The 21,796-nt window shown below is 72.0% G+C and carries 25 protein-coding genes; 9 read left to right on the top strand and 16 right to left on the bottom strand.

Annotated elements, in window-relative coordinates; translation table 11 throughout:
- A partial coding sequence (locus tag C1I93_RS14515; RefSeq protein WP_438819581.1) for a dienelactone hydrolase family protein occupies positions 1 to 621 on the top strand: 621 nt, incomplete at its 5' end.
- Positions 622 to 701: 80 nt separating this feature from the next.
- Here C1I93_RS14515 and C1I93_RS14510 read toward each other — a convergent pair.
- Positions 702 to 1,862: an AI-2E family transporter gene (locus C1I93_RS14510; RefSeq protein ID WP_111243815.1), complete on the bottom strand. Its 1,161-nt coding sequence runs from the start codon at positions 1,860 to 1,862 to the stop codon at positions 702 to 704.
- 68 nt (positions 1,863 to 1,930) lie between these two features.
- The gene (locus C1I93_RS14505) at positions 1,931 to 2,869 is read right to left on the bottom strand and encodes an SDR family NAD(P)-dependent oxidoreductase (protein WP_111243811.1); all 939 of its coding nucleotides are present in this window, start codon (positions 2,867 to 2,869) and stop codon (positions 1,931 to 1,933) included.
- 109 nt (positions 2,870 to 2,978) lie between these two features.
- On the opposite strand from C1I93_RS14505, the gene C1I93_RS14500 reads away from it, so the two are divergent.
- Positions 2,979 to 3,530, top strand: coding sequence for a TetR/AcrR family transcriptional regulator (locus tag C1I93_RS14500; protein ID WP_212808667.1), 552 nt, complete (start codon positions 2,979 to 2,981; stop codon positions 3,528 to 3,530).
- Between the two features lie 71 nt (positions 3,531 to 3,601).
- Here the strand turns inward: C1I93_RS14500 and C1I93_RS14495 are convergent, their stop codons facing one another.
- The 3 genes from C1I93_RS14495 to C1I93_RS14485 form a co-directional block, all read right to left on the bottom strand.
- The gene (locus C1I93_RS14495) at positions 3,602 to 4,387 is read right to left on the bottom strand and encodes a hypothetical protein (protein WP_111243809.1); all 786 of its coding nucleotides are present in this window, start codon (positions 4,385 to 4,387) and stop codon (positions 3,602 to 3,604) included.
- A 94-nt stretch (positions 4,388 to 4,481) separates the two neighbouring features.
- A complete protein-coding gene (locus C1I93_RS14490; protein WP_146603500.1) occupies positions 4,482 to 4,883 on the bottom strand; it encodes a hypothetical protein in 402 nt (133 codons plus the stop codon).
- Positions 4,884 to 4,968: 85 nt separating this feature from the next.
- Entirely contained in the window at positions 4,969 to 5,310 is a 342-nt protein-coding gene (locus tag C1I93_RS14485; RefSeq protein WP_111243807.1) for a helix-turn-helix transcriptional regulator, read from the bottom strand.
- Between the two features lie 192 nt (positions 5,311 to 5,502).
- On the opposite strand from C1I93_RS14485, the gene C1I93_RS14480 reads away from it, so the two are divergent.
- Positions 5,503 to 6,207: a carbonic anhydrase gene (locus C1I93_RS14480; protein WP_111243806.1), complete on the top strand. Its 705-nt coding sequence runs from the start codon at positions 5,503 to 5,505 to the stop codon at positions 6,205 to 6,207.
- 79 nt (positions 6,208 to 6,286) lie between these two features.
- Here the strand turns inward: C1I93_RS14480 and C1I93_RS14475 are convergent, their stop codons facing one another.
- From C1I93_RS14475 to C1I93_RS14465, 3 genes are all read right to left on the bottom strand, one after another.
- Positions 6,287 to 7,303 carry a coiled-coil domain-containing protein gene (locus C1I93_RS14475; protein WP_111243805.1) on the bottom strand — a complete coding sequence of 339 codons (1,017 nt, stop codon included), beginning with the start codon at positions 7,301 to 7,303 and terminating at the stop codon, positions 6,287 to 6,289.
- 211 nt (positions 7,304 to 7,514) lie between these two features.
- Positions 7,515 to 8,873: a YibE/F family protein gene (locus C1I93_RS14470; protein WP_111243804.1), complete on the bottom strand. Its 1,359-nt coding sequence runs from the start codon at positions 8,871 to 8,873 to the stop codon at positions 7,515 to 7,517.
- Positions 8,874 to 9,220: 347 nt separating this feature from the next.
- Positions 9,221 to 9,517 carry a metal-sensitive transcriptional regulator gene (locus C1I93_RS14465; protein WP_111243803.1) on the bottom strand — a complete coding sequence of 99 codons (297 nt, stop codon included), beginning with the start codon at positions 9,515 to 9,517 and terminating at the stop codon, positions 9,221 to 9,223.
- A 109-nt stretch (positions 9,518 to 9,626) separates the two neighbouring features.
- Between C1I93_RS14465 and C1I93_RS14460 the strand changes: the two genes are divergently transcribed.
- From C1I93_RS14460 to C1I93_RS14445, 4 genes are all read left to right on the top strand, one after another.
- Positions 9,627 to 9,851 (top strand): heavy-metal-associated domain-containing protein, encoded by a 225-nt coding sequence (locus tag C1I93_RS14460; protein WP_111243802.1) that lies wholly within the window; start codon positions 9,627 to 9,629, stop codon positions 9,849 to 9,851.
- Between the two features lie 14 nt (positions 9,852 to 9,865).
- Positions 9,866 to 10,840 (top strand): DUF8832 domain-containing protein, encoded by a 975-nt coding sequence (locus tag C1I93_RS14455; RefSeq protein ID WP_111243801.1) that lies wholly within the window; start codon positions 9,866 to 9,868, stop codon positions 10,838 to 10,840.
- Between the two features lie 9 nt (positions 10,841 to 10,849).
- Positions 10,850 to 13,099: a heavy metal translocating P-type ATPase gene (locus C1I93_RS14450; RefSeq protein WP_111243800.1), complete on the top strand. Its 2,250-nt coding sequence runs from the start codon at positions 10,850 to 10,852 to the stop codon at positions 13,097 to 13,099.
- A gap of 100 nt (positions 13,100 to 13,199) precedes the next feature.
- Complete coding sequence (locus C1I93_RS14445) at positions 13,200 to 13,373, top strand: CsbD family protein (protein ID WP_111243799.1); 174 nt, start codon at positions 13,200 to 13,202, stop codon at positions 13,371 to 13,373.
- Positions 13,374 to 13,451: 78 nt separating this feature from the next.
- On the opposite strand, the gene C1I93_RS14440 is transcribed toward C1I93_RS14445, so the two are convergent.
- Positions 13,452 to 14,411 (bottom strand): anti-sigma factor RsbA family regulatory protein, encoded by a 960-nt coding sequence (locus C1I93_RS14440; protein ID WP_111243798.1) that lies wholly within the window; start codon positions 14,409 to 14,411, stop codon positions 13,452 to 13,454.
- Positions 14,408 to 14,578, bottom strand: a complete 171-nt coding sequence (locus tag C1I93_RS31605; protein WP_181445170.1) for a hypothetical protein — start codon at positions 14,576 to 14,578, stop codon at positions 14,408 to 14,410. The genes C1I93_RS14440 and C1I93_RS31605 overlap by 4 nt, the downstream gene beginning before the upstream one ends.
- Before the next feature lie 144 nt (positions 14,579 to 14,722).
- Between C1I93_RS31605 and C1I93_RS14435 the strand changes: the two genes are divergently transcribed.
- Positions 14,723 to 15,298 (top strand): sigma-70 family RNA polymerase sigma factor, encoded by a 576-nt coding sequence (locus C1I93_RS14435; protein WP_111243797.1) that lies wholly within the window; start codon positions 14,723 to 14,725, stop codon positions 15,296 to 15,298.
- 28 nt (positions 15,299 to 15,326) lie between these two features.
- Here the strand turns inward: C1I93_RS14435 and C1I93_RS14430 are convergent, their stop codons facing one another.
- The 3 genes from C1I93_RS14430 to crcB (C1I93_RS14420) all read right to left on the bottom strand — a co-directional run bounded on the left by C1I93_RS14430 (position 15,327) and on the right by crcB (C1I93_RS14420) (position 17,120).
- Entirely contained in the window at positions 15,327 to 16,127 is an 801-nt protein-coding gene (locus tag C1I93_RS14430) for a zf-HC2 domain-containing protein (protein ID WP_111243796.1), read from the bottom strand.
- A gap of 151 nt (positions 16,128 to 16,278) precedes the next feature.
- Positions 16,279 to 16,641: a fluoride efflux transporter CrcB gene (crcB, locus tag C1I93_RS14425; protein ID WP_111243795.1), complete on the bottom strand. Its 363-nt coding sequence runs from the start codon at positions 16,639 to 16,641 to the stop codon at positions 16,279 to 16,281.
- A complete protein-coding gene (gene crcB / locus C1I93_RS14420) occupies positions 16,638 to 17,120 on the bottom strand; it encodes a fluoride efflux transporter CrcB (protein ID WP_111243814.1) in 483 nt (160 codons plus the stop codon). Before crcB (C1I93_RS14420) ends, crcB (C1I93_RS14425) begins: the two co-directional genes overlap by 4 nt.
- A gap of 151 nt (positions 17,121 to 17,271) precedes the next feature.
- Between crcB (C1I93_RS14420) and C1I93_RS14415 the strand changes: the two genes are divergently transcribed.
- Positions 17,272 to 19,230 carry an ABC transporter ATP-binding protein gene (locus C1I93_RS14415; RefSeq protein WP_111243813.1) on the top strand — a complete coding sequence of 653 codons (1,959 nt, stop codon included), beginning with the start codon at positions 17,272 to 17,274 and terminating at the stop codon, positions 19,228 to 19,230.
- 72 nt (positions 19,231 to 19,302) lie between these two features.
- On the opposite strand, the gene C1I93_RS14410 is transcribed toward C1I93_RS14415, so the two are convergent.
- From C1I93_RS14410 to C1I93_RS14400, 3 genes are read right to left on the bottom strand one after another with little or no spacing between them, the layout of a single operon-like run.
- Entirely contained in the window at positions 19,303 to 19,917 is a 615-nt protein-coding gene (locus C1I93_RS14410; protein WP_111243794.1) for a copper resistance CopC family protein, read from the bottom strand.
- A gap of 16 nt (positions 19,918 to 19,933) precedes the next feature.
- Positions 19,934 to 21,148, bottom strand: a complete 1,215-nt coding sequence (locus C1I93_RS14405) for a Dyp-type peroxidase (protein WP_111243793.1) — start codon at positions 21,146 to 21,148, stop codon at positions 19,934 to 19,936.
- Positions 21,145 to 21,738 carry a copper chaperone PCu(A)C gene (locus C1I93_RS14400; protein WP_111243792.1) on the bottom strand — a complete coding sequence of 198 codons (594 nt, stop codon included), beginning with the start codon at positions 21,736 to 21,738 and terminating at the stop codon, positions 21,145 to 21,147. Before C1I93_RS14400 ends, C1I93_RS14405 begins: the two co-directional genes overlap by 4 nt.
- Between the last annotated feature and the right edge of the window lie 58 nt (positions 21,739 to 21,796).

Genomic DNA, 21,796 nt, shown 5'->3' with positions numbered 1-21,796 from the left:
GTTTCAGTGGGTGAGGTGGGGTTGGCGGGTGACGTGGTGGTGCCGGCGGAGCCGCGGGGGGTGGTGCTCTTCGCGCATGGGAGCGGCAGCTCGCGGCACAGCCCGCGCAACGTGGCAGTGGCTCGGGCGCTCAACGCCGGTGGGCTCGGCACCGTCCTGATCGACCTGCTCACTCCGGCCGAGGACGAGGTCGACGCGGTCACCGCCGAGCTGCGCTTCGACATCGGCCTGCTCGCGGACCGGTTGGCCGGGGTCGTGGACTGGCTGGCCTCCGAGCGCCCCGCCGGGACGGCCCCGGTCGGCCTCTTCGGTGCCAGTACGGGGGCCGCCGCCGCCCTCGTCGCCGCGGCGCGACGGCCGGACCTGGTTCGCGCCGTGGTGTCCCGAGGTGGACGCCCCGACCTGGCCGGCGCGGCCCTGGGGCAGGTGCGCGCGCCCACCCTGCTGCTGGTCGGCGGCCTCGACGAGCAGGTGATCGACCTCAACCAGGAGGCGCTGAACCAACTGACCGCGCCGGCCGAGTTGCGGGTGATCCCCGGCGCGACCCATCTCTTCGAAGAGCCCGGCACCCTGGAACAGGTGGCTGAGGCGGCCCGAGACTGGTTCCAGGATCAGCTGTGACCTCCGGCCTGTCGTCGGGCCCCGGGGGCGTCGAGTGCTCCGCACGTCCCCGGCTCCTCCCGGGGACGTAGACCCTCTCCTCACGGGGCGGGATCGGAAGTTGGCGGCTCCTCCGGTGGCGTCGCGGGCGGCGATGCTGCGGCGACGGCCTGCCGTTGGCGTTGCACGCTGTCGATGACCCGCCAGGCGACGGCAGCGATCGGCACGGCGACGAAAGCGCCGGCGATGCCGGCGATCAGGGCACCGGCGGTCACCGCGACCAGGATCACCACCGGATGCAGCCGGACCTGGCGCTTCATGACCAACGGTTCCAGCAGGTTGCCCTCGATCTGCTGAACGGCGATCACCGCCGCCAGGGTGAGCAGGGCCGTGGTCGGGCCGTCGGCGGCCAGCGCCACCAGCACCGCGACCGCCCCGGCCACGGTCGCACCGATGATCGGTACGAACCCACCGATGAAAGTGATCAAGGCGAGCGGGAGCGCCAGTGGTACGCCGAGCAGCACCAGCGCCAGCCCGATCCCGATGGCGTCGATCGCCGCGATGAGCATGGTGCCCCGGCTGTACGAGCCCAGGGTCCGCCAGCCGACCCGACCGGCCTCGGTGGCGATCTCCCGGTTCGGTCCGGTCATCCGACTCAGCGTCCAGTGCCACATCGACCGGCCATCTTTGAGCAGGAAGAAGAGCAGCACCAGGGCGAGCAGCGCGGAGCCGAACACCTCAGTGACGGTGCGGGCACTGGAGACCGGGTCCACCTCCTGCTCGGTGACTGTCTGGCGTAGTTGGTTGAGCAGCCCGTCGAGCTGGGCGTCGGTGACCGGCAGCGTGGAGGTGATCAGGTCGCGGGTGCGGGCCAGGCCCTGGCTCAGCTCGTCGGCCAACTCGCTGAACTGGTTCGCGGTCAGGTTCCAGACCAGTACCCCGACACCGCCCAGGATGCCGAGCAGCAACAGCACGGTGAGCAGGGCGGCCGGCGCGGGTGGCAGCCGCAGCCGGCGCAGCGCCAGCTGCACCGGGTCGAGCAGGGCGGCGAGGAACAGGGTGGCGGCCACGGCGATCGCCAGTGGGGTGACCAGCATGGTGATCCGGGCCAGCAGGTAGAGGCCGGCGGCGATCACCACCAGGCAGGCGCTCCACACCACCGCGGAGCGAACCAACCAGGGCAGGGCCTCCCAGGACTGTCGTAACCCGGTGCCCCGCTCCGGCGTCTCCTCGGGCGTACGCCCGTCGCGCGCTGCGACCACGTCGGCCTCCTCGTGTCCGACGAGGTCGGTACCCGGTCGGCAGTTGTCCGACACCGGCTCGCCTGAGGTCAACGACGATCGGGGACGGCTTGTGCCGGCGTACGGCTGAGGTAGCGCACCCCGGTTGCCGCCTCGGATGCCTGCCAGAGCCGTTCGGCGAGCGCCTGGTCGTTGCCGAGAGCGGTGAGCGGGCGGGCGTGCACTCGGCTGTCCCACTTTCGCATTGACGGGCCGAGGAAGACTCCGGTCTCGGCGGTCGGGCTGGTGGCGGCGTAAAGCAGCGGGATGGTCCCGCGCAGCGGGCTGCGGGCCAGCAGGAGTCCAAGTGTCCTGCTCACCGCCCACTGCGCGACACTCTCAGCCGTCGTCTGCATGGGGGTCCGAGCCGTTCCGGGGTGTGCCAGGAAGCTGCGGACCGGGCTGCCGGTGCGACGGAGGCGACGGTCCAGTTCGGCACCGAAGAGGACGTTTGCCTGCTTCGAGCGGATGTACGGAACGAGCGGGTTGCTTGCCGGGGCGCCGGTCAGGTTATCCAGGTCGGGGCCGCTGCGCAGCAGGCGGTAGAAATCGGAGCCGACGGTGACCACCCGCGGGTCCCGGTCCGGTCGGAAGAGGTCCAGCAGCAGGCCGGTCAGGGCGAAGTGGCCCAGGTGGTTGGTGGCGAAGACGGGCTCATATCCCTGCGCGGACGGGTCGTTGCCTGCGGTGCCGATCCCGGCGTTGTTGAGCAGCAGGTCGACCTGGCGACCCTCGGCGCGCAGTTCGGCGGCGAATTCGCGGACCGAGTCGAGGTCGGCCAGGTCGAGCCGGCGGACCGCCAGGTCACCGGCGATGCCGGCGCGGACTCGCTCGCCCTTCGCCGGGTCCCGGACCGCCATGATCACGGTTGCGCCGCGGGCGGCGAGCTGTTCGGTCGCGATCAGGCCGAGCCCGCTGCTCGCACCGGTCACGACGGCCGTGCGGCCGGTCTGGTCGGGGATGTCGTCGAGCGTCCAGGTGACAGGCATGAGGAACCTCCGGTCGGGCAGAGATCGGATTAGTTATCCGATCCGGGGTCGACGGTAGCACGTCAGCGGATTAATAATCCGCTAAGGCCGGATGGATTATCCTCGTACCGTGTCGACCAACGCTCTACGTGCGGACTCGGCGCGGGCGCGTGCCCGGATGCTGCGGGCCGCCCGGAAGTTGGTCGCCGCTGGCGACCTGGAACTGCCGATGAACGCCATCGCCAAGGCGGCCGGGGTCGGCGTCGGGACCGTCTACCGGCACTTTCCCAGCCGGCAGGCACTGCTGGAGTCGCTGGCCGCCGAGCGGCTCGCCCTCCTGGTGGACGAGGCCGAACGGGCCGCTGCCGAGCCGGATGTCGCCGCCGCGTTGGCCAGGCTGCTCCGGGCGGCGCTGGAGCACCAGCTCGGCGACCCGACGCTTGCTGCCGTGCTGGCCGAGCCCGAGGCCGCCCGTGCGGAGACCAGGAGCCTGAGTCAGGCGCTGACCGCAGCCGTGATCCGCCTGCTGGAGCGGGCCCATGCCGCCGGAGAGATCCGGCCGGAAATCACCGCCGAAGACCTCCAGGCGCTGCTCTGCGGCTTGCAGCACGCGGTCAAGGTGCGCGGCGGCACCGACAACGACCGCTACCTGGCGATCCTGCTTCGCGGGCTGCGTGCATAGGCTAGCGAGCCGGCCCTGCCGGGCCGCCGCCTGGTCTCCGCTCCGGCCCGACGAAGGACTGCGACACAGCCCTAGGCGGGCACCGGGGCCCGGCCGATGGCCACGGCCGGGATGTCCCGGGTCTGGTCGACGTCGCCGAACCCGACAAGCGGCAGCACAGACTCGCGCTCCTCGACCGGCGGCAACAGCGCGGCGATCATCTCCTCCCGCAGGTTGTGCGCGGCCGCGCCGGCGAGTTCGGCGGCCCGCCAAGCTGCCTGCTCCCGCTCCCGGGCCGCCTGCTGGCGGGCGAAGAGGTGGTCGCGTACCGCGCGGTGCAGCATCAACTCCTGCTGGACCGGGTGCAGCCGGGGGTCCCAGCCGCGATGCGCGAAAACGTCGCTGAGCTGTTCCACCGACAGCTCCCGCCGCCAGTACGCGTCGAGGGCCGCCCGGTGCAGCCAGCGCTCGCGCTCGGCGTACTCGGCGGGGGTGCGCGGGGTCTGCGGCAGCGGCATGGCGGCGGCGTCCGCCAGCCGGCGGACGTTGGCCTCTGCTGCCTCGTACGCCTGCCATGCCTGCTCGGCCTCGTCCTGTGCGGTGAGCCACTCGTCGCGTCGGCGGCGTGCGGTTGCCTCGGCCCGGTCGGTGGCCACCGCCACCTCCCCGGCCCAGCGGTCCTGATCCCGCTGCCGGTCGGCGTGCTCGTCCGGGCTGGGCAGCGCGGCGTCGCGGATCCGGGCCCCGGCGTCGAAGCGGAGGAGTCGAGGGCGCAGCGCCAGGATGGCGACGGCAAGCATGATCACGCCCAGCAGGCTCAGCCAGATCACGGCGGCGCGGGGCACATCGAGCAGTACGGCGGAGAGGGCGATTCGCATCGTCAACACCTCGATGGTCGGTTGAGGGTCGTCGGCTGGGACGGGGGCGACGAGACACGACGGGGGACCGGTGAATGGTCCGCGGGGCCGTCGGTCAGGCGGCGGGAGGACCCCGTCGCGTCGGCTCACCCGCACCGGCGGCGGCGCGCCAGGAAGCGACCTCGACCGGAACAGCGGCGACCGGAGCGGGCTGGGCGTCGGCACTCTCGACTCGGGCCGGGGCGTTCACCCGCTCCTGCTGGTGCAGGCTGGCGTCAGCCGCCCGGGTCGAATCGGCGGCCATCCGCGTGGTCTGCCCCGGCACCGTCTCGACGACCTGTCGCGTCGCGACCGACGGGGCCGGGACGTCGACGGCGGACGGATGCGGCGATGCGGCGGCGGCGCTCGCGCCGAGGGCGACCGTGAGCAGGAGGGTCGCCAGTGCCAGCCGGGTCAGCTCCCGGAGCGCGCGCAGGGTCGCCGGCCACATCGGACGGGCGAGCGCGAGGGTTGGCACCCGTCCAACCTATCGCCTCCGCGCGCGGATCGCATGGCGGCGACGATGGTTGTCGCGTGAAGCGCACCACCTGTCGACTGTGGACTCACGACCGGTGGTCGGCGGTGTCGGTCACCGGGTCGTCGGCGAAGAGCGCCAGCAGGGCACCTACCTGACGGTCGGCCTCGGCCGGGTGACGGAACCGGCCGGCCGGGTTGAGGGTGTACTCGTTGCGCCGCCCGACCCGGGTGCGCCGCAGGTAACCGCCGGCCTCCAGGTCGGCGACGATGGCCTGGGCGGCCCGCTCGGTGACCCCCACCTCGGCCGCCACCTCACGCAGCCGGGCGGTCGGGTTGCGGGCGATGGCGAGCAGTACGTGGCCGTGATTAGTGAGGAAAGTCCAGTTTCGGGTGCTTTCCCGCTCGCCTGTGGTCGCCATGGTGGCCATCGTATGACTGCTCCGGGTTGCGCTCCGGGTCGCGTGGCCTCCGTCGCCCGAGAAGCAAGCGTTGCCGGATACCTGAAATGCATATCACGCATCCCTTGACGTGGCTTGCGCTGCGTGTGACGGTGGTGGCGGCCCGTGACCAGTGTCGGCCGGGATGACCAGGCATCACACCGAGAGATGAGGTGAAGCCGGATGAGTCGACCCGGACCGATCGGCGGACAGCGCGAGGCGGAGACGGAGCGGGAGTTCCTCACCGCGGACGTGCCCGGCGCCCCGCATCTGGCGCTCGCCGAGTTGATCGCCGGTAACCGGCGCTTCGTCACCGACGCGCTTCGGCATCCCAACCAGAACGCCAGTCACCGGGCCGCCGTCGCGGCCGAACAGCACCCCTTCGCGGTGATCGTGGGTTGCTCCGACTCGCGGCTCGCCGCCGAGATCATCTTCGATCGCGGGTTGGGTGACCTCTTCGTGGTCCGCACCGCCGGACACACCGTCGGGCCCGAGGTGCTGGGCAGCGTCGAGTACGCGGTGACCGTGCTGCGCACGCCGCTGGTGGTGGTGCTGGGGCACGACTCCTGCGGTGCCGTGCAGGCGGCCCGGGCAGCGGCCGAGACCGGCACCTCGCCGTCAGGGCACCTGCGTGCCGTGGTGGACGCGGTGGTGCCCAGCCTGCGCCGGGCCCGCGACGCCGGGGTGGACGATCTGGACGGCATCGTCGACATCCACATCGCGCAGACCGTGGCGGCGATGCTGGAATCCTCCGAGGCGCTCGCCACCGAGGTCGCCGCCGGTCGCTGCGCGGTGGTCGGCATGTCGTACCGGCTGGCCGCCGGCGAGGTGCGGGCGGTGGCGGCGAAGCCCGCCGAGTTGGTCGGCACCCTGGCGCCCGCCGCCTGAGCGGGCCGCACAGCCGTACGACGACGAGGGCCGTTCCGCCGGGTGGCGGAACGGCCCTCGCGATGTGTGCGTACGACGCTCAGAGCAGTGACACGTGCACGTGGTCCGTGTGATTGGACGGGCCGCTGTAGGAACTCCACACCTCGGTCGCCGCGAACCAGATCTGCCGATTCCAGATCACGTAGTAGATGCCCAGCCGGTCGGCGTTGCGGACCAGGAAGGCCGCCAGGTTGTTGCCGTAGATCCGGGTGTCGTTGTTGTGCCACGGCGCGAAGCCGCTGTTCTGCAAGGACCAGTCACAGGCCCGGCCCTTGGGGTGCTCGAACTTGTCACCCGGCCGCCAGCAGCCGACGAACCGGTCGAAACCGGCCCGCTTGACCTCCTTGTACATGTGCAGCGTCCGGGGCGTGATGCAGCCCGACGTGGTCGGGTCGTCCTGGTTGCACGACTCGGGCTTCCAGCCGCCGTCCGCCGCCCGGTTGGGTGCCACCCGGGCGACCGGCGAGGTGGCGTCGACCAGACCGCCGGTGAGGCCCTCGCCACCGACCAGCCGCAGCGACCTCTCCGCCTCGGTCCTCTTGCGGGCCATGTCGTTGGTCAGCTTCCGCTGCTCACGCACCTCGGCGTCGAGCTTCAGCTTGGCCGTCTCGGCACGCAGCTTCACCGCGTTGACCTCGGCCAGCTTCTTGTCGTTGACCAGGTTCAGCTCGTCCAGCGCGGAGGCCCGGTCGACGAACGAGCCGGGGGCGTTGCTCTGCAACAGCATGCCGATCGCGCCCACCCGACCGGTCCGGTACGACTGCGTCGCGATCTCCGCCACCTGCGGCGCCAGGTCGTCCAGGGCAGCCTCGGCGCGGCGGACCTCCACCGCGAGTTCGAGCTGCTTCTTCTTGGACTTCTCCAGCTTCGCCTTGGCCTTGGTGTAGTCCCGGTTCGTCGTCTCGATCAGGTCGTTGAGCATCGGCGGGTCGTCGTCGTGCTCCGCAGGCTGGGCCGGCTTCGGTGCGGCCGTCACGGGCATCGGCCCGGCGAACACGGCGAACGCGGCGAGCACGGCCACCATGGGCGTCAACCAGCGGCGTAGGGGTGCCGTCACTGTTTTCCCTTCCATCGACCGCCGACCGGTTTGCCTGACGGGTTCGGGCGCCGGGTTGCGCCTTCAGCGGTGACCGGCAGTGAGGCTACCCGAGAGTCATTCGGGGTCTCTACGCCCCGAACCCGGCCGAATGCGTCATTTAGTAATCGCGGTGGGTGACCAGCGACACGCATGTGGGCCGCGCCGGCGGGGGCGGTCACGTTGAGGAGTGTCACCATCTGGTGTCCGTGCTCCTGTCCGGTTCGGGCCACCCGGAAGGGGTGGCGGTGGACGTGTTGCGGGTGGGCGGTGTGCTGAGGGCGTGCAGCGCCTCGGCCCGGTCGGTCGTCGGCCGGGTGGTCCGGGGAGTGTCGTCGTCGGGCGGTCCGGGCGTGCCGACCGGAGCCGGACCGCGCCCGGCGGTGGTCACCAGGGCCGCCAGGGCGGTGGTGAGGGGTACGGCGGCGATCAGCCCGAGCGTGGCCACCGCGCTGCGGACGATCTCCTGGGCGAGGAACTCGCTCGTCACGATCTGGCCGAGGGCCCGGGAGTCGGCGGTGAGCAGGAGCAACAGCGGCAGCGACGCACCGGCGTACGCCAGGACGATGGTGTTCACCACCGACGCGATGTGCGCGCGACCCACGCGGGTCGCCGAGCGGTACAGCTCGCGGCGGGAGAAGTTCGGGTTGGCGTGCCGCAGTTCGGTGACGGCGGCGGCCTGGGTGACCGTGACGTCGTCGAGGACACCGAGTGAGCCGATGATGATGCCGGCCAGCAGCAGGCCGTGCAGGTCGACGTCGGCCCGGAACATGGAGAGCGTGGTGGCGTCCTCGCTGCCGAAGCCGGTCAGGTGAGTGGCTCTGGTCGCGGCCAGACCGAGCAGCCCGGTCAGCACGAGGCTGCCCAGGGTGCCCAGGACGGCCACTGACGTCTGCGCGGACACGCCGTGCGTCAGGTACAGCACCACGAACATGATCAGTGCCGAGCCGACGATGGCGACCGCCAGCGGCGGGTGGCCGGCGCTGATGCCGGGCAGCACGAAGATCAGCAGGATGGCGAAGCTGGCGGCCAGGCCGGCCAGGGCGGCCAGGCCACGGAGCCGCCCGAAGGCGACGATGGCGGCGGCGAAGAGCACCGCGAGCCAGATCAGCGGCTTGCCGCGCTGGTGCTCGGCGATGTTGTACGTGCTTGTCGAGGGATCCCCCGGGTCGATGAGCGAGACCAGGATGATCTCGTCACCGGCGCTGACCCGGGGCGCCCCCGGCCCGGCCGGGATGGGCGTCTGCACCTCCTGGTCGGCGTCCGGGCCGTCCTGCACCCGCACGGTGACGGTGCCGCACGGGCCCTCCGCGGTGGTCGGGGTGCCCTCCGGGACCGCCGGGTTGGGCGGGCAGGTCTCAGTCACCACCCGGGTCACCGTGCCGTGGTAGCGGGGGATGTCGTCGGCCGCCTCGGGTCGGGGCGCGTCGCTGGGCCAGAGCACCAGCGCGGCCACCAGGGTGACAAGGAAGAGGGGAACCACCGTGACGATGAGTATCCGCCGCACCCCGGGTGGGGTGGGCGGCACGGAACGGGTGTGGTCGGCGCCCATTCAATGTCTCCCAACGATTCCAGGGCAAGGTACGTGCCGACAGGCGGCTCGGTTCAGTGCCGTCGGATCAGTCGGACGACAGGCCGCGGTGGCGCGCCGAACGTGGTCGATCGACTGCGTACCGTGACGGGGGAGCTGGTTCCTGGCGGCCGTCGCGTCGCGGCGGGGTTGGGCTCCCGGGCGGCGGACGTGTGCCGCGGGGCGCGGTCGTCGACTGGCCATCGTGAGCGAATGGTAGCCAGCCGGACATCGGAACGCCTGTCGCGAGGGTGCGATGGCGGTTCGTGGCGGACCGGGAGTGCGAGCGGCAGTCGGCTTTCCGACCCGGGAGAATGCGGTCGCTGCGGTCAGCCGCGCTTCATCAGGCGACCGACGGCAGCCATCATCTCGGTGGCCATCTCGTCGGCGCGGCCCTCGGCGGCACCGGAGTGCATGCAGTGTCGGGCGTGCCCGTCCAGCAGGCCGAGGGCGACCTTGTCCAGCGCGGCCTGAATGGCGGAGATCTGGGTGAGCACGTCGATGCAGTAGCGGTCCTCGTCGACCATCTTCTCGATGCCGCGCACCTGGCCCTCGACGCGGCGCAGCCGGGCGAGCAGTTGGTCCTTGCTGGCGGTGTAGCCGCGGATCGGCGCGGGTGTGGTCATGCCGCCAGCATAACGTACCCCCGGGGGGTATGGTACGGTCGGCGGGACAGATACCCCCGCCGGGTATCTGGGTCGGGTCTCCCCCCGGCCGGGGGGAGAGGAGAGTTTCATGGTCACCACGACGTACCAGGTGCAGGGCATGACCTGCGGGCACTGCGTCAACTCGGTGAGCGCCGAGGTCGGCGGGCTCGCCGGGGTCGACGAGGTGCAGGTGGACCTGGCCGGCGGTCGGGTCACCGTGACCAGCGAACGGCCCCTGACCGACGACGAGGTCCGCGCAGCCGTCGACGAGGCCGGGTACGAACTGGTCGGCGGGGCCGACCAGCAGCGGTAGGGCGAGGTGTCCCGATGAACACAGCGACGAAGCTGAGCGGCTTCGCGCTCGGCCTCGCGGTGGTGTTCGGCACGACGTACGGGGCCGGTCAACTGGCTGGCCCCGTCGCCGAGGTACGCGTCGACGACCACCGGGACGACGGCCGCCACGACGCGGCGGATCCGGCCACGACGGAACACGACGACGCAGGCCACGAGGCGGACTCGCCGGACGGGCAACTACCCGGCGGCCTGCTCGTCTCCGACCGGGGCCACACCCTGGTGCCGGTGGCCACGGCGGCGGGCGAGTTCGCCTTCCGGATCACCGGACCCGACGGCAAGCCGGTCACCGCGTACGACATCAGCCACGACAAGCGGATGCACCTGATCGTCGCCCGGCGCGACCTCTCCGGTTTCCGGCACGTGCACCCGCAGATGTCGCCCGACGGCACCTGGCGGGTCGACTCGCCGCTGGACGGACCGGGCACATGGCGGGCGTTCGCCGACTTCATCCCGACCGGCGGCGAGCCGCTGACGCTCGGCGTGGACGTCACCGTCCCGGGCGAGCTGACCGAGGTGCCGCTGCCCGCCCCGGCGAGCAGCACCACCATCGACGGCTACACAGTCGACCTCACCGGCACCCCGCAGCCCGGCCGCAGCACCACGCTGACGCTCACCGTCAGCCGCGACGGCGTACCGGTCACCGACCTTGAGCCATACCTGGGCGCGTACGGCCACCTGGTCGCCCTGCGCAAGGGCGACCTGGCGTACCTGCACGTGCACCCGGAGGGCGCGCCGGGCGACGGGCGGACCGCACCCGGCCCCCGGGTGAGCTTCGCCACCGAGTTCCCCACCAGCGGGGCGTACCGCCTCTACCTCGATTTCCGGCACTCGGGAGTGGTACGCACCGCGGAGTTCACGGTGCAGGTGGGTGATCCGGGCGCCGTGGCCGCGCCGGAGGACACCGTGCCCGACGACGGGCACGGGACACCCGGACACGAGCACGACTGACGGGAAGCGATGATGACCACGAGCAGACCCCGGCCGGCGGCGACGAACCTGATCGAACTCGCCATCAGCGGGATGACCTGCGCCTCCTGCGCCGCCCGGATCGAGAAGAAGCTCAACCGGATGGACGGTGTCCAGGCGACTGTCAACTACGCCACCGAGAAGGCGTCGGTCAGCTACGACGCCCCTGTCACTCCCGACGACCTGATCGCCACCGTGGAGAAGACCGGCTACCGGGCGAGCCTGCCGCCGCCGCCCAGCGCCGAACCGGAAGCCGCCGCGCCAGTGGACGAGCTGCGCGTGCTGCGTACCCGGTTGTGGGTGTCGGTGCTGCTGACCGTGCCGGTGATCGCCCTGGCCATGGTGCCGGCCTGGCAGTTCACCTACTGGCAGTGGTTGTCACTGACGCTGGCCGCCCCGGTGGTGGTCTACGGCGGGCTGCCGTTGCACCGGGCCGCGCTGATCAACCTGCGGCACGGCGCGGCGACCATGGACACCCTGGTCTCGGTCGGCACGCTCGCCGCCTTCGGCTGGTCGGTGTGGGCGCTCTTCCTCGGCACCGCCGGCACGCCGGGCATGACCCACCCGTTCAGCTTCGACATCGGCCGCACCGACGGTGCCGGCAACATCTATCTGGAGGCGGCGGCCGGGGTGACCACGTTCATCCTCGCCGGCCGGTACTTCGAGGCACGGGCGAAACGGACCGCCGGTGCCGCGTTGCGGGCGCTGCTGGAGCTGGGCGCCAAGGACGTCTCGGTGCTGCGGGACGGGGTCGAGACCCGGATCCCGGTGGACCAGCTCACGGTCGGAGACCGGTTCGTGGTCCGTCCCGGTGAGAAGATCGCCACCGACGGCACGGTGGCGGAGGGCAGCTCGGCGGTTGACGCGAGCCTGGTGACCGGTGAGTCGGTGCCGGTCGAGGTAGGCGTGGGTGACTCGGTGGTCGGTGGCTGCGTCAACGCGGGAGGGCGGCTCGTGGTCACCGCCACCCGGGTCGGTGCCGACACCCAACTGGCGCAGATGGCCCGGCTGGTCGAGCAGGCGCAGACCGGCAAGGCCGCCGTGCAGCGGCTCGCCGACCGCATCTCGGGGATCTTCGTACCGATCGTGATCGCGCTGGCCGTTGCCACCCTGGGCTGGTGGCTGGGAGCCGGCGGCGGACCTGGCGCGGCGTTCACGGCGGCGGTGGCGGTCCTGATCATCGCCTGCCCGTGCGCCCTCGGCCTGGCCACACCCACCGCGCTGCTGGTCGGCACCGGGCGGGGCGCGCAGTTCGGCATCCTGATCAAGGGACCGGAGGCGCTGGAGTCCACCAGGCGGGTGGACACCGTGGTGCTGGACAAGACCGGCACGGTCACCACCGGCCGGATGACCCTGCTCGACGTGACGCCCGGCGCGGGCGAAGAGCGCGCCGACGTGCTACGGCTGGCCGCCGCCCTGGAGTCCGGCTCGGAGCACCCGGTGGCGCGGGCGATCGTGGCCGGCGCCGCCGACGAGGGCGAACGTCAGTCGGTCACCGGCTTCGCCAACGTCGAGGGGCTCGGCGTCACCGGCACGGTGGACGGCCGTCAGCTGGTGGCGGGCCGGGCCCGGCTGCTGCGTGACCGCGGGCTGGAGGTGCCGGACGATCTCGCGCGGGCGGCAGCCGACGCGGAGGCGGCGGGACGTACGGCGGTGCTCGTCGGTTGGGACGGTCGGGCGCGTGGCGTGCTCGCCGTGGCCGACCAGGTCAAGCCGACCAGCCGGGAGGCAGTGCGGCGGCTGCGCGCGCTCGGCCTGATCCCGGTGCTGCTCACCGGCGACAACACCACTGTCGCCCGGACGGTGGCCGCCGAGATCGGCGTCGAGAAGGTGATCGCCGAGGTGCTGCCGGCGGAGAAGGTCGAGGTGGTCACCCGGCTCCAGGCCGAGGGCCGGACGGTGGCGATGGTCGGCGACGGCGTCAACGACGCCGCCGCGCTCGCCCAGGCCGATCTCGGACTGGCCATGGGCACCGGTACGGACGTGGCGATCGAAGCCTCCGACCTGACCCTGGTCCGGGACGACCTGCTGGCCGCGGTGGACGCCATCCGGCTCGCCCGCCGCACCCTGGCCACCATCAAGGGCAACCTGTTCTGGGCCTTCGCGTACAACGTCGCGGCCCTGCCGCTGGCCGCTGCGGGCCTGCTCAATCCGATGATCGCCGGTGCGGCGATGGCCTTCTCCTCGGTCTTCGTGGTGGCCAACAGCCTCCGGCTGCGCCGGTTCCGTCCGGTCGCCTGATCGTGTCTATGGTCACCCGCCGGATTTCGGTGGGTTGACCGCTGGCCCGCTGGGTACCTCTCCTGATGTACCGCTGAGACGGAGAACCCGGGAGGCTGACATGGGTGTCGAGGACAAGTTCAACAACAGCGCCGAGAACACCGCCGGCAAGGTCAAGGAAGGCGTCGGCCGGGTCACGGACAACGAGCGGCTGGAAGCCGAGGGCCGTGCCGACCAGTCGCGGTCCAGCCTCAAGCAGGCCGGCGAGAAGATCAAGGACGCGTTCCGGAGCTGATCGGACGAACGACAGATACGCCGGGCCGGCAACCGCCGGCCCGGCGGTCGTCTGTCCAGGCTCGGGTGCGGTCGGTCGTCACCCCGCAGGTGGGCGGCCAGCGGTCAGGCGCAGCGTGAAGCCGTCCGCGTCCCGGTAGTGGGTGACGTGGTTGCACGACTGGTGCGTGATCCAGAGGCCGAGCCCACCCAGCTCGGCGGCATCCGACGGCAGCAGTCCGGCGTACGGGTCAGCCGGTCCGGGGCCGGCGTCACTGACCGTGGCCACGATCCGGTCCGTACCCCGCCAGAGCCGGAACCGGACCGGTGGCTGCCCGTGCCGCAGCCCGTTGGTGACGGTCTCGCTCACCGCGACCACGAAATCGTCGAACTCGTCGTCCGGCAGCAGCCCCTGCCCGGCGCGCTGCACCTCCGCTCTGGCCTGGGCGGCGCTCGGACCGGTCAGCTCGACAAGTGGCCGGGACGCCTGGATCGGGTCGGGCGGCACCGGCCGTTGCTGGCACAGGAACGCCTCGGGCGGCAGGTAGCCGGGGTTGGGCAAATGCTGGCCGTCGGGCGTGACGACGTACGGGTGGGTGACGTCGACGTCGGCCCGCACAATGCCGGGCATGATCCGGGTGTCGTACGCACACATGCTCCACAAAGGCCAGTCGTCGTACGCGCGGTTGATCGCCGCCTCGTACCGGGCCCACCAGTCCCAGGTGGGACCGAGCGCGATCCGGGGCACCTCCCCGACGATCCGGATCTGGTTCGCCCCCTCCGCCACCAGTTCGGCGAGGAGCCGGCGGTAGGTCCGGATGGCGACGGTGGGCCGGGCGTAGATGTCACCACCGGGCAGGAACTCGACCTTCACCCCGGCGGGCAGCGCGGAACGGACCAGCCCGCCGGTGCGCTCGCCGAGCGCCACGAAAGTCGGCTCACCCGCCTCGACTCCGCCGAGCAGGAACGGCAGCACGGTTGCCAGCAGCTCCTCGTCGGAGGAGTAGCACAGGGCCTCGTGGTGGTAACCGCTGTGCCCGGCGGCAGGGCCGGTCCTCACCTGATCACCTCCACCCTGAGGTCAGGCAGCTCCAGCAGCGCGGCGAGCCGCGCCACACCGGTGCCGGCGGCACGCAGCACGAGGACGGCCTCACGCTGCCGGGCGTACCCGGCGAGCCGCACCAGTGCACGGTGATCCACAAACCGGAGCCGGCTGGCGTCCAGCACCAGCTCACCGTCGACGGGCCGCAGGTCCGCGCCTGCTCCACCGACGCAGTCTATGCCGCTGTCCCGGTGGCGATCGTCCAGCCGATCTCCGAAGTTTCGGCGTGCCGGGGAACCAACCCGTCTTCCCGACCGACCAATACGGCGATGAAAGCCGTGACCGACGACATCACCGGGTACGCCATCGCGGCGGGCCGGGGCGACCGTGCCGCCGCGGCGGCGTTCGTCCGGGCGACTCAGCACGACGTACGGCGGTTCCTGGCCCACCTGCCCGGGGTGCGGGAGGTCGACGACCTGGTCCAGGAGACGTACCTGCGCGCCTGGCGGGCGCTGCCGTCGTTCGCCGGCCGGTCCACGGCACGGACCTGGCTGCTCGCCATCGCCCGCCGGGTCGCGGTGGACCAGGTGCGGGCCGCCACCTGCCGTCCCCGTACCGCGAACCTGACCGACTGGGAAGCCGCCGCGGAATCGACACCTGCCGGCGTCTGTGCCGGCGTCGACGAACGGGTGGTGCTGCACGGGCTGCTCGACGGTCTCAGCCCTGAACGCCGCGAGGCGTTCGTGAGCACCCAGTTGCTCGGCCTGTCGTACGCCGAGGCCGCCCAGGTCTGTGATGTGCCTGTCGGCACCATCCGGTCGCGGGTGGCCCGGGCCCGCGAGGACCTGATCGCGGCGATGCGCCCGGCGACCGGGCACCGCCGCCGCCCCGGCGCGGCCGGCTGACGCCCTCCCCGCCGTTTTCCCCGGGGCGTCAGGCAGCACGGGGACGATCGTGCTCTTCCCTGGTGTGATCGGTGCCGTGGCGGGCCTGGGCGGAATAGGGGGGCACCAGGCGCAGGGCTGCGGGCTCATCGGCCTCGTCGAGCCGCAGCCGCCAACGGGACGGCCGCTCCGGTCGCTGCCTGTCGCTCGGGTCGCCCGGCTGCCGCGAACTGCGCGCCAGCAACACCGTGATCAGATAGCCGACCACCAGGAAGCCGTGGCTGACCAGCCGTTCCACCGCCACCTGTGAGGCGACGAGGTCGTTCACCGACAGCAGCACGAGGGTCGCCACGAAGGCGCTGAGCATCGGCAGCAGACCCGACGGCGAGGTGCGGCGCAGCGCGACGAAGAGGAATCCCGCACCGACCGCGACGTTCCAGGCGGCGGACTCGTGCCACAGGTGCTGGCCGGTGGCGTGCAGGTGCTCGGCGACCTCGGCCCGTCCGATCTGGGCCAGGCCGAGGACCAACTGCACCGCGCCGAGCAGGCCCAGCGCGGTACGCAGTCCGGTGACCGCGGGCAGCGGTGCGAGCCGCCGCAGCGCGGCGGAGAGCGGCGATCGCCAGCCCCGGCGGGGCGGCGGCGCGGCGGCGAGGATCGTGTCGCTCAGGTCCGGCAGGGCGGGCACCAGCTGGGTACGCGCCCGCCGGGTCACCATGGCCGCCGTGTCCAGCCAGCCACGGCAGCCGGCACAACTCGCCAGGTGCTGCGCGGCCGTCCGCTGCTCGTCAGGCGTCGCCTCACCGTCCAACTGTGCCGACAGGATCTCCCGCCACCGCTCACACCCCATGTACCGATAGTCGCTCCAAAGCCCCACGTGGTTCCCACCGGGCACGTCAGACCAGATAAGGAGGGGCCCCCTGCTAACGCCTCGTGTATAGGAAGGGCCCCCTCTTAACACTCAGCCGGCCGGGGACGACCCGCCGGCCCGGCGATCCCGCTCAGGACCAGAGCGCCTCGGCGACGGTGACTCCGACGACGGCGGCACCGATCGCGGCGCCGACGCTGAGCCCGGCGTAGATCAGCGCGCGGTGGTGCGCGCCCTCCTCGAAGAGCCGGACGGTCTCGTAACCGAAGGTCGAGTAGGTGGTCAACGCCCCACACAGCCCGGTGCCGAGCAGCGCGAGCAGGGAGCCGGGCACGGCGCCGCCGACGAGCGCACCGAGAACGAGCGAGCCCACGATGTTGACGGTGAGGGTGCCCCACGGCAACGCGGCGCCCAGTCGTGCCTGCACGGCCCGGTCGACCAGGTAGCGCAGCGGCGCGCCGACCGCGGCACCGAGCGCCACGAGGAGCACCGTCATCCGGCGCTCCGGTGCCGACGGACGCCAGTCGCCCGACGGGCCAGCGTCATGCCCAGCGAGACCGCGAGGAGCGCGGCGACGAGGGTGCCGGCGAGGTACAGCAGCCCGGTTCGCGCGGCACCGGCCGCCACCGCCTGCTGCACCTCCACCGCGTAGGTGGAGAAGGTGGTGTACCCGCCGAGGACGCCGACACCGAGGAAGGGCCGGACCAGGCGTGGTGCGGCCCACACCTCGGTGATCAGCACCATCAGCACCCCGATGAGCAGGCAGCCCGAGACGTTGACGGCGAAGGTGGCCCAGGGAAAGCCGCTGGGCGGGTGCGGAAAGACCACGGCCAGTCCGTGGCGTACCACCGCACCGACCGCGCCCCCGACGGCGATGGCGGCGAGCAGGCTGGCAGTGCCGCCCCGCAGCTCCGCGCGTTGGCGGGCCACGCCGAGGTCGACGTCTGGATCGGTAGGCGACTGGTCAGGCCGCACGGGTCCCACCTCCCTACCCGTGCACGCTATAGCGCTGCCGGCGGGCCGGCTTCACCCTCCCCGGCCTGGCGATTCGGCGCGCCGACAGGGGTGGACCGCCAGCCGGGTGGGCGGTGACCATATGTAACTGGTCGACTGCGTGGAGGTGTTCATGGCGGCTGTGTTGACCCGGCGTCGGGCCCGAGCGCGCGAGGCCGGGCCGGCGGTCACCGAATCGGTGCTGCCGGAGTTGCGGGCGATGTGGTGGGAGACGGGCGTACGGGCCCGCGCCGAGGCGGGACTCTTCGCCGTCTTCGCGGAGCTGCCCCGGCTGGTCTGGGCGGCCCTGCGGATCAGCTGGCGGGCGGACCGGCTGCGTACCACGGTGGTGGCCGTCGCCACGGTCGGCGCCGGGGTGATGGCCGCGTTCGGTCTGCTGGCCACCCAGCGGGTGCTTGTGGAACTCTTCGCCGGCGGGCCCACCGGGGACAAGGTGGTCGCGGCGCTGCCGGCACTCGCGGCACTGGCCGGCGCGACCGCGGTACGCGCCGGAATGGGCATCGCCACCGGGTACGCGCTCAACGGGCTGACACCGAGGGTGAGTCGTGAGGTCGAGCGGGGCCTGTTCGAGGTGACCACGGCGGTGCGGTTGGAGGCCTTCGACGCGGACGCCTTCGCCGACGACATGGAACGCGCCTCGGAGGGGGCGAACTCGGCCATCGACCTGGTGCAGGCGTCGATGAACCTGCTCGCCGGGCTGGTGGGGATGATCGCGGTGGCGGTCGCCGTGGTGGTGATCCACCCGCTGTTGCTGCTGGCCCTGCTGGTGGCGACGGTGCCCAATGGATGGGCGTCGCTGTGGGCGGGACACCTGCGGTACCAGACCTACATCGCCGGTTCGGTCCGGCGCCGGCGACAGTGGTTGCTGCACCGCCTCATGGCCGAGCGCGACTCCGCCCCGGAACTGCGCGCGTACGGGCTGCGCCGGTTCCTGCTCGACCAGTACGACCGGGTGATGGGGGTGGAGACCGACATCCAGCTCGACCTGGCCCGCCGGGTCACCACGACCACCACGCTCGGCGCGATGATCGGGGGATTGGCGACCGGTGTGGTGTACGTCCTGCTCGGCGTGCTGCTGATCGACGGACATATCCCGCTCGCCGCGGCCGCGACCTGTGTGATCGCCGTGCAGGTGGCACATCGTTCGCTCTCGACCGTCACCTTCCAGATCGACCGGGTCTACACCCAGGGCCAGCACTTCGGCGACTACACCGGGTTCATGACCCGCGCCGCGGCCTACCTGCCCGGCCGCCAGGCCGCGGATGCGCCGGACCGGCTGCGGCTGCTCTCCGTCGACCAGGTGAGCCTCTGCTATCCCGACCGGGAGAGCCCGGCGGTGGACCGGGTGACGCTCACCATCCAGGCGGGGCAGACGGTGGCCTTCGTCGGGGAGAACGGGTCGGGCAAGAGCACTCTCGCCGCGATGATCGCCACGTTGCGTACGCCCACCGAGGGGGTGATCCGGTGGAACGGGGTGCCGCTGTCCGAGTGGGACCGCGACGGGCTGCGGGCCCGCGTCGCGGTGGTCACCCAGGAGTACCACAAGTGGCCCTTCACCGCGGCCACGAACATCGCCATCGGCGACATCGACGCCGAAGCCAGGCAGGACCGGATCGAGGCCGCGGCCGCCCGCGCGGTCGCCCACGACATGATCACCGAGCTGCCGTACGGCTACGAGACGCTGCTGGACCGCACCTTCGCCAATGGTCAGGATCTCTCCGGCGGGCAGTGGCAACGGATCACCGCGGCGCGTGGGTTCCTCCGTGACGCCGAACTGCTGGTGATGGACGAGCCCTCCTCCGCGCTCGACCCGCGTGCCGAGGACGCGTTGTTCCAGGCCATCCGGGACCGGCAGGGTCGAGCGACCACCATCCTCATCACCCACCGCCTGGCCAACGTCCGGCACGCCGATCGGATCTTCGTCCTGCACCACGGCCGGCTGGTCGAGGCGGGCAGCCATGACGAACTCGTGGCCGCCGGTGGCCGCTACGCCGAACTGTTCACCCTTCAGGCCGCCGGCTACACCGAGGCCGACCGCGTACCCAACCCACGCTCGGCCCCAGCAGGATGATCGATGACTGGTCGCGGCCGCGTGTCGCCGGTAAGGCGGACCGGTGTTGCTGCGCTGAGCCGGTGTCCGCCGTTACGAAGGCGTCCCCGCACCGCCGCGCCGGCGCCGGAACAGCAGCACGCCCACCACCAGGCCGACCAGCGCCAGGCCGGCGCCCAGCCCGATCAGCACGCTCGACGTGGTGGACGAGTTGCTGGCTGCGGGGCTGGCGGCAGCGGCGGAGGTGGGCGCGGCGGGCGTCGTCTCCGCTGGTTCGCTCGGCTCCGGACTCGGGCTGGGGGAGGGCGAGGCGGTGGCGGTGGGATCGGCGACAGTGAACTTGTACGACCCCTGCACCGGGTGCCCGTCGACGGAGACCACCCGGTACGCCACCGTGTAGACACCGTTGGCCAGTGGCACGTCGATGGCGACAGTGCCCTTGGTGCCGGAAATCTCCGGCTCGCTGACGTCCACCTGCTGCTTGTCGGCATCGCTGAGCGTGATGGTGGTGAACTGCGGGTTCAGCTTCTGCATGAACTCCAGCGTGATCTTGGTCGGTGCGCTCTCCAGCTCGGCGTCCTGGGTGGGAGTCGCCTTGCGGAGGGCGTTGTGCGCGTACGCGGGGGAGGCGGGAGCGACCAGCAGGGCCGCGACGGCCAGGGTGGCGGCGAGGCCCGTGGCGAACGGGCGGCGGAGGTGGCGAAGCATGGGTCCATTCTCCTCGTCAGTCGAGCAGTTGCTGGCCGACCCAGCCGTCCTCCGGACAGCCGGGCGGTACGGCGAAGACAGCGGATCCGATCGGGGTGGTCCACTCGTTGAGCAGGTCCCGTTCGGCGAGCCGGCGCTGGATGGGCAGGAACTGCGTGGCGATGTCCGCCTGGTACGACGCGAAGATCAGTCCGCTGTCGGCGGTGCCGTCGGCGGCAGGCGTCCCATCGTAGTTGTAGGGGCGGCGCAGGATCCGGAGTCGGTCGTCGCTGACGTGCGCCCGGGTGAGGTGGGAGAAGTCCGGAATCACCGTCAGTCCGTCCGGGCCGAGCGCGGCGAAGTCCGGTTCGTCGTGCTCTGCCGTGCCGGTGAGCGGAGCGCCGCTGTCCAGCCGCCGCCCGACGCTCAGCTCCCGGTCGGTGCGGCCGAGCAGGTCCCAGGTTTCCAGGTCCATCCGGATCCGCCGGACCACGAGGGTGGTGCCGTGGCGCAGCCAGTCCGGTCCGTCGGTGATCCAGACCGCGGTCTCCAGGGGCTGGCCCGGCTTCGGGTTGGCGGTGCCGTCGAGCTGGCCGAACAGGTTGCGCTGGGTGCGGCCCGGTTCGGCACCGGCGGCCCGCCGGAAACCCTGCTGCACCCAGCGGACGGTGGCGAACGGCCGGCTGTCCTTGACCAGCACCCGCTGGGCGTGCGCGACAGTGATCGGGTCGTCGGCGCAGATCTGCACCAGCAGGTCCCCACCGGACCAGCGGGGTTGCAGCCGGTCGATCGGGAACGAGGGCAGCTCCACCACCGAGGGCGGGCGACGGTCGTCCAGACCGGCGGCGGCGAACAACCCGGGACCGAAGCCGAACGTGACGGTCAACCGGGCCGGCAGCAGCCCCAGTTCGGGCTCGGTGTCGGCAAGCGCCGGCCGACCCTGGGTGAGGCGTGCCGCGTCGTCGGAGAGCAGCCGCAGCATCCGCCCGAGAGCGGCCCGATCGGTGCCGGCGCGCAGGGTGAACGCGACGAATGCCGCGTGCGCCTGCGGCTCGGTGGCGATCCCGGACTGCCGCTCGCCGTGGAACGGCTCGACGGCCGCGCCGACGGTCACCGAGGCCGGCACCGGCTCGGGTACGCGTACCGGAGGCTGCTCGGAACGGGCGGCGGCGACAGACGCGGCACCGACCAGCGTGCCCCCGGCGGCCAGGGCCCCGCCGGTGAGCCACCCGCGCCGGCTGACCCCGGTCACGGCGCCGGGCTTGGGCTGGCCGAGGTGCCGTGCGCCGGCTGGCCGTGGCCGGGTGCGTAGCTCTCCTGAGCGCCGGTGAACGGCTTGGCCACTGCGGTGAAGGTCTGCGTCCGGCCGTCGCCGAAGGTCAGCGTGAAGGTCAGCTCGTCACCGGCCTTGACCGGCTTCGCGAGGTTCATCAGCATCAGGTGGTCGCCGCCCGGCTCCAGCTTCTGCTCACTCCGCGCCTTGATCACCACCCCGCCCTGTTTGGCCTGCATGACCATCTGCCCGTCTTTCATGGTCATCTCGTGCAGCTCGACAGGCGACAGCTCGGTGGTCGCACCGGTCACTGTGACGTCGCTGTCGCTCTCGTTCACCAGCGTGGCGAACGCGCCGGTCATGCCCTCGTCGGCTGCCTTCACCCACGGGTCGCGGACGGCCAGCACTCCGGCCTCGGCGCTGGCGCTGGCGCTGGCGGCGACGGTGGGCGTCGGCGTCGCGGTCGAGGCGTCGTCGGACGACCCGCAACCGGTGACGAGGGAAGCGAGAACGGTCGCGGTGAACAGAGCGGCCGGGCGGACCAGTCGGCCGGACGTGGTGCTGCGCATGGACTTCCCCTCGAAGATCGTTGTCCTCAAGTTGGTCGCCCCACCCCCACCAAAAGTT

The sequence above is a fragment of the Micromonospora endophytica genome (genome assembly GCF_003236305.1).
GTDB classification, from domain to species: Bacteria; Actinomycetota; Actinomycetes; order Mycobacteriales; family Micromonosporaceae; genus Micromonospora; species Micromonospora endophytica.
This window is presented reverse-complemented; position numbering and strand designations above follow the sequence as displayed.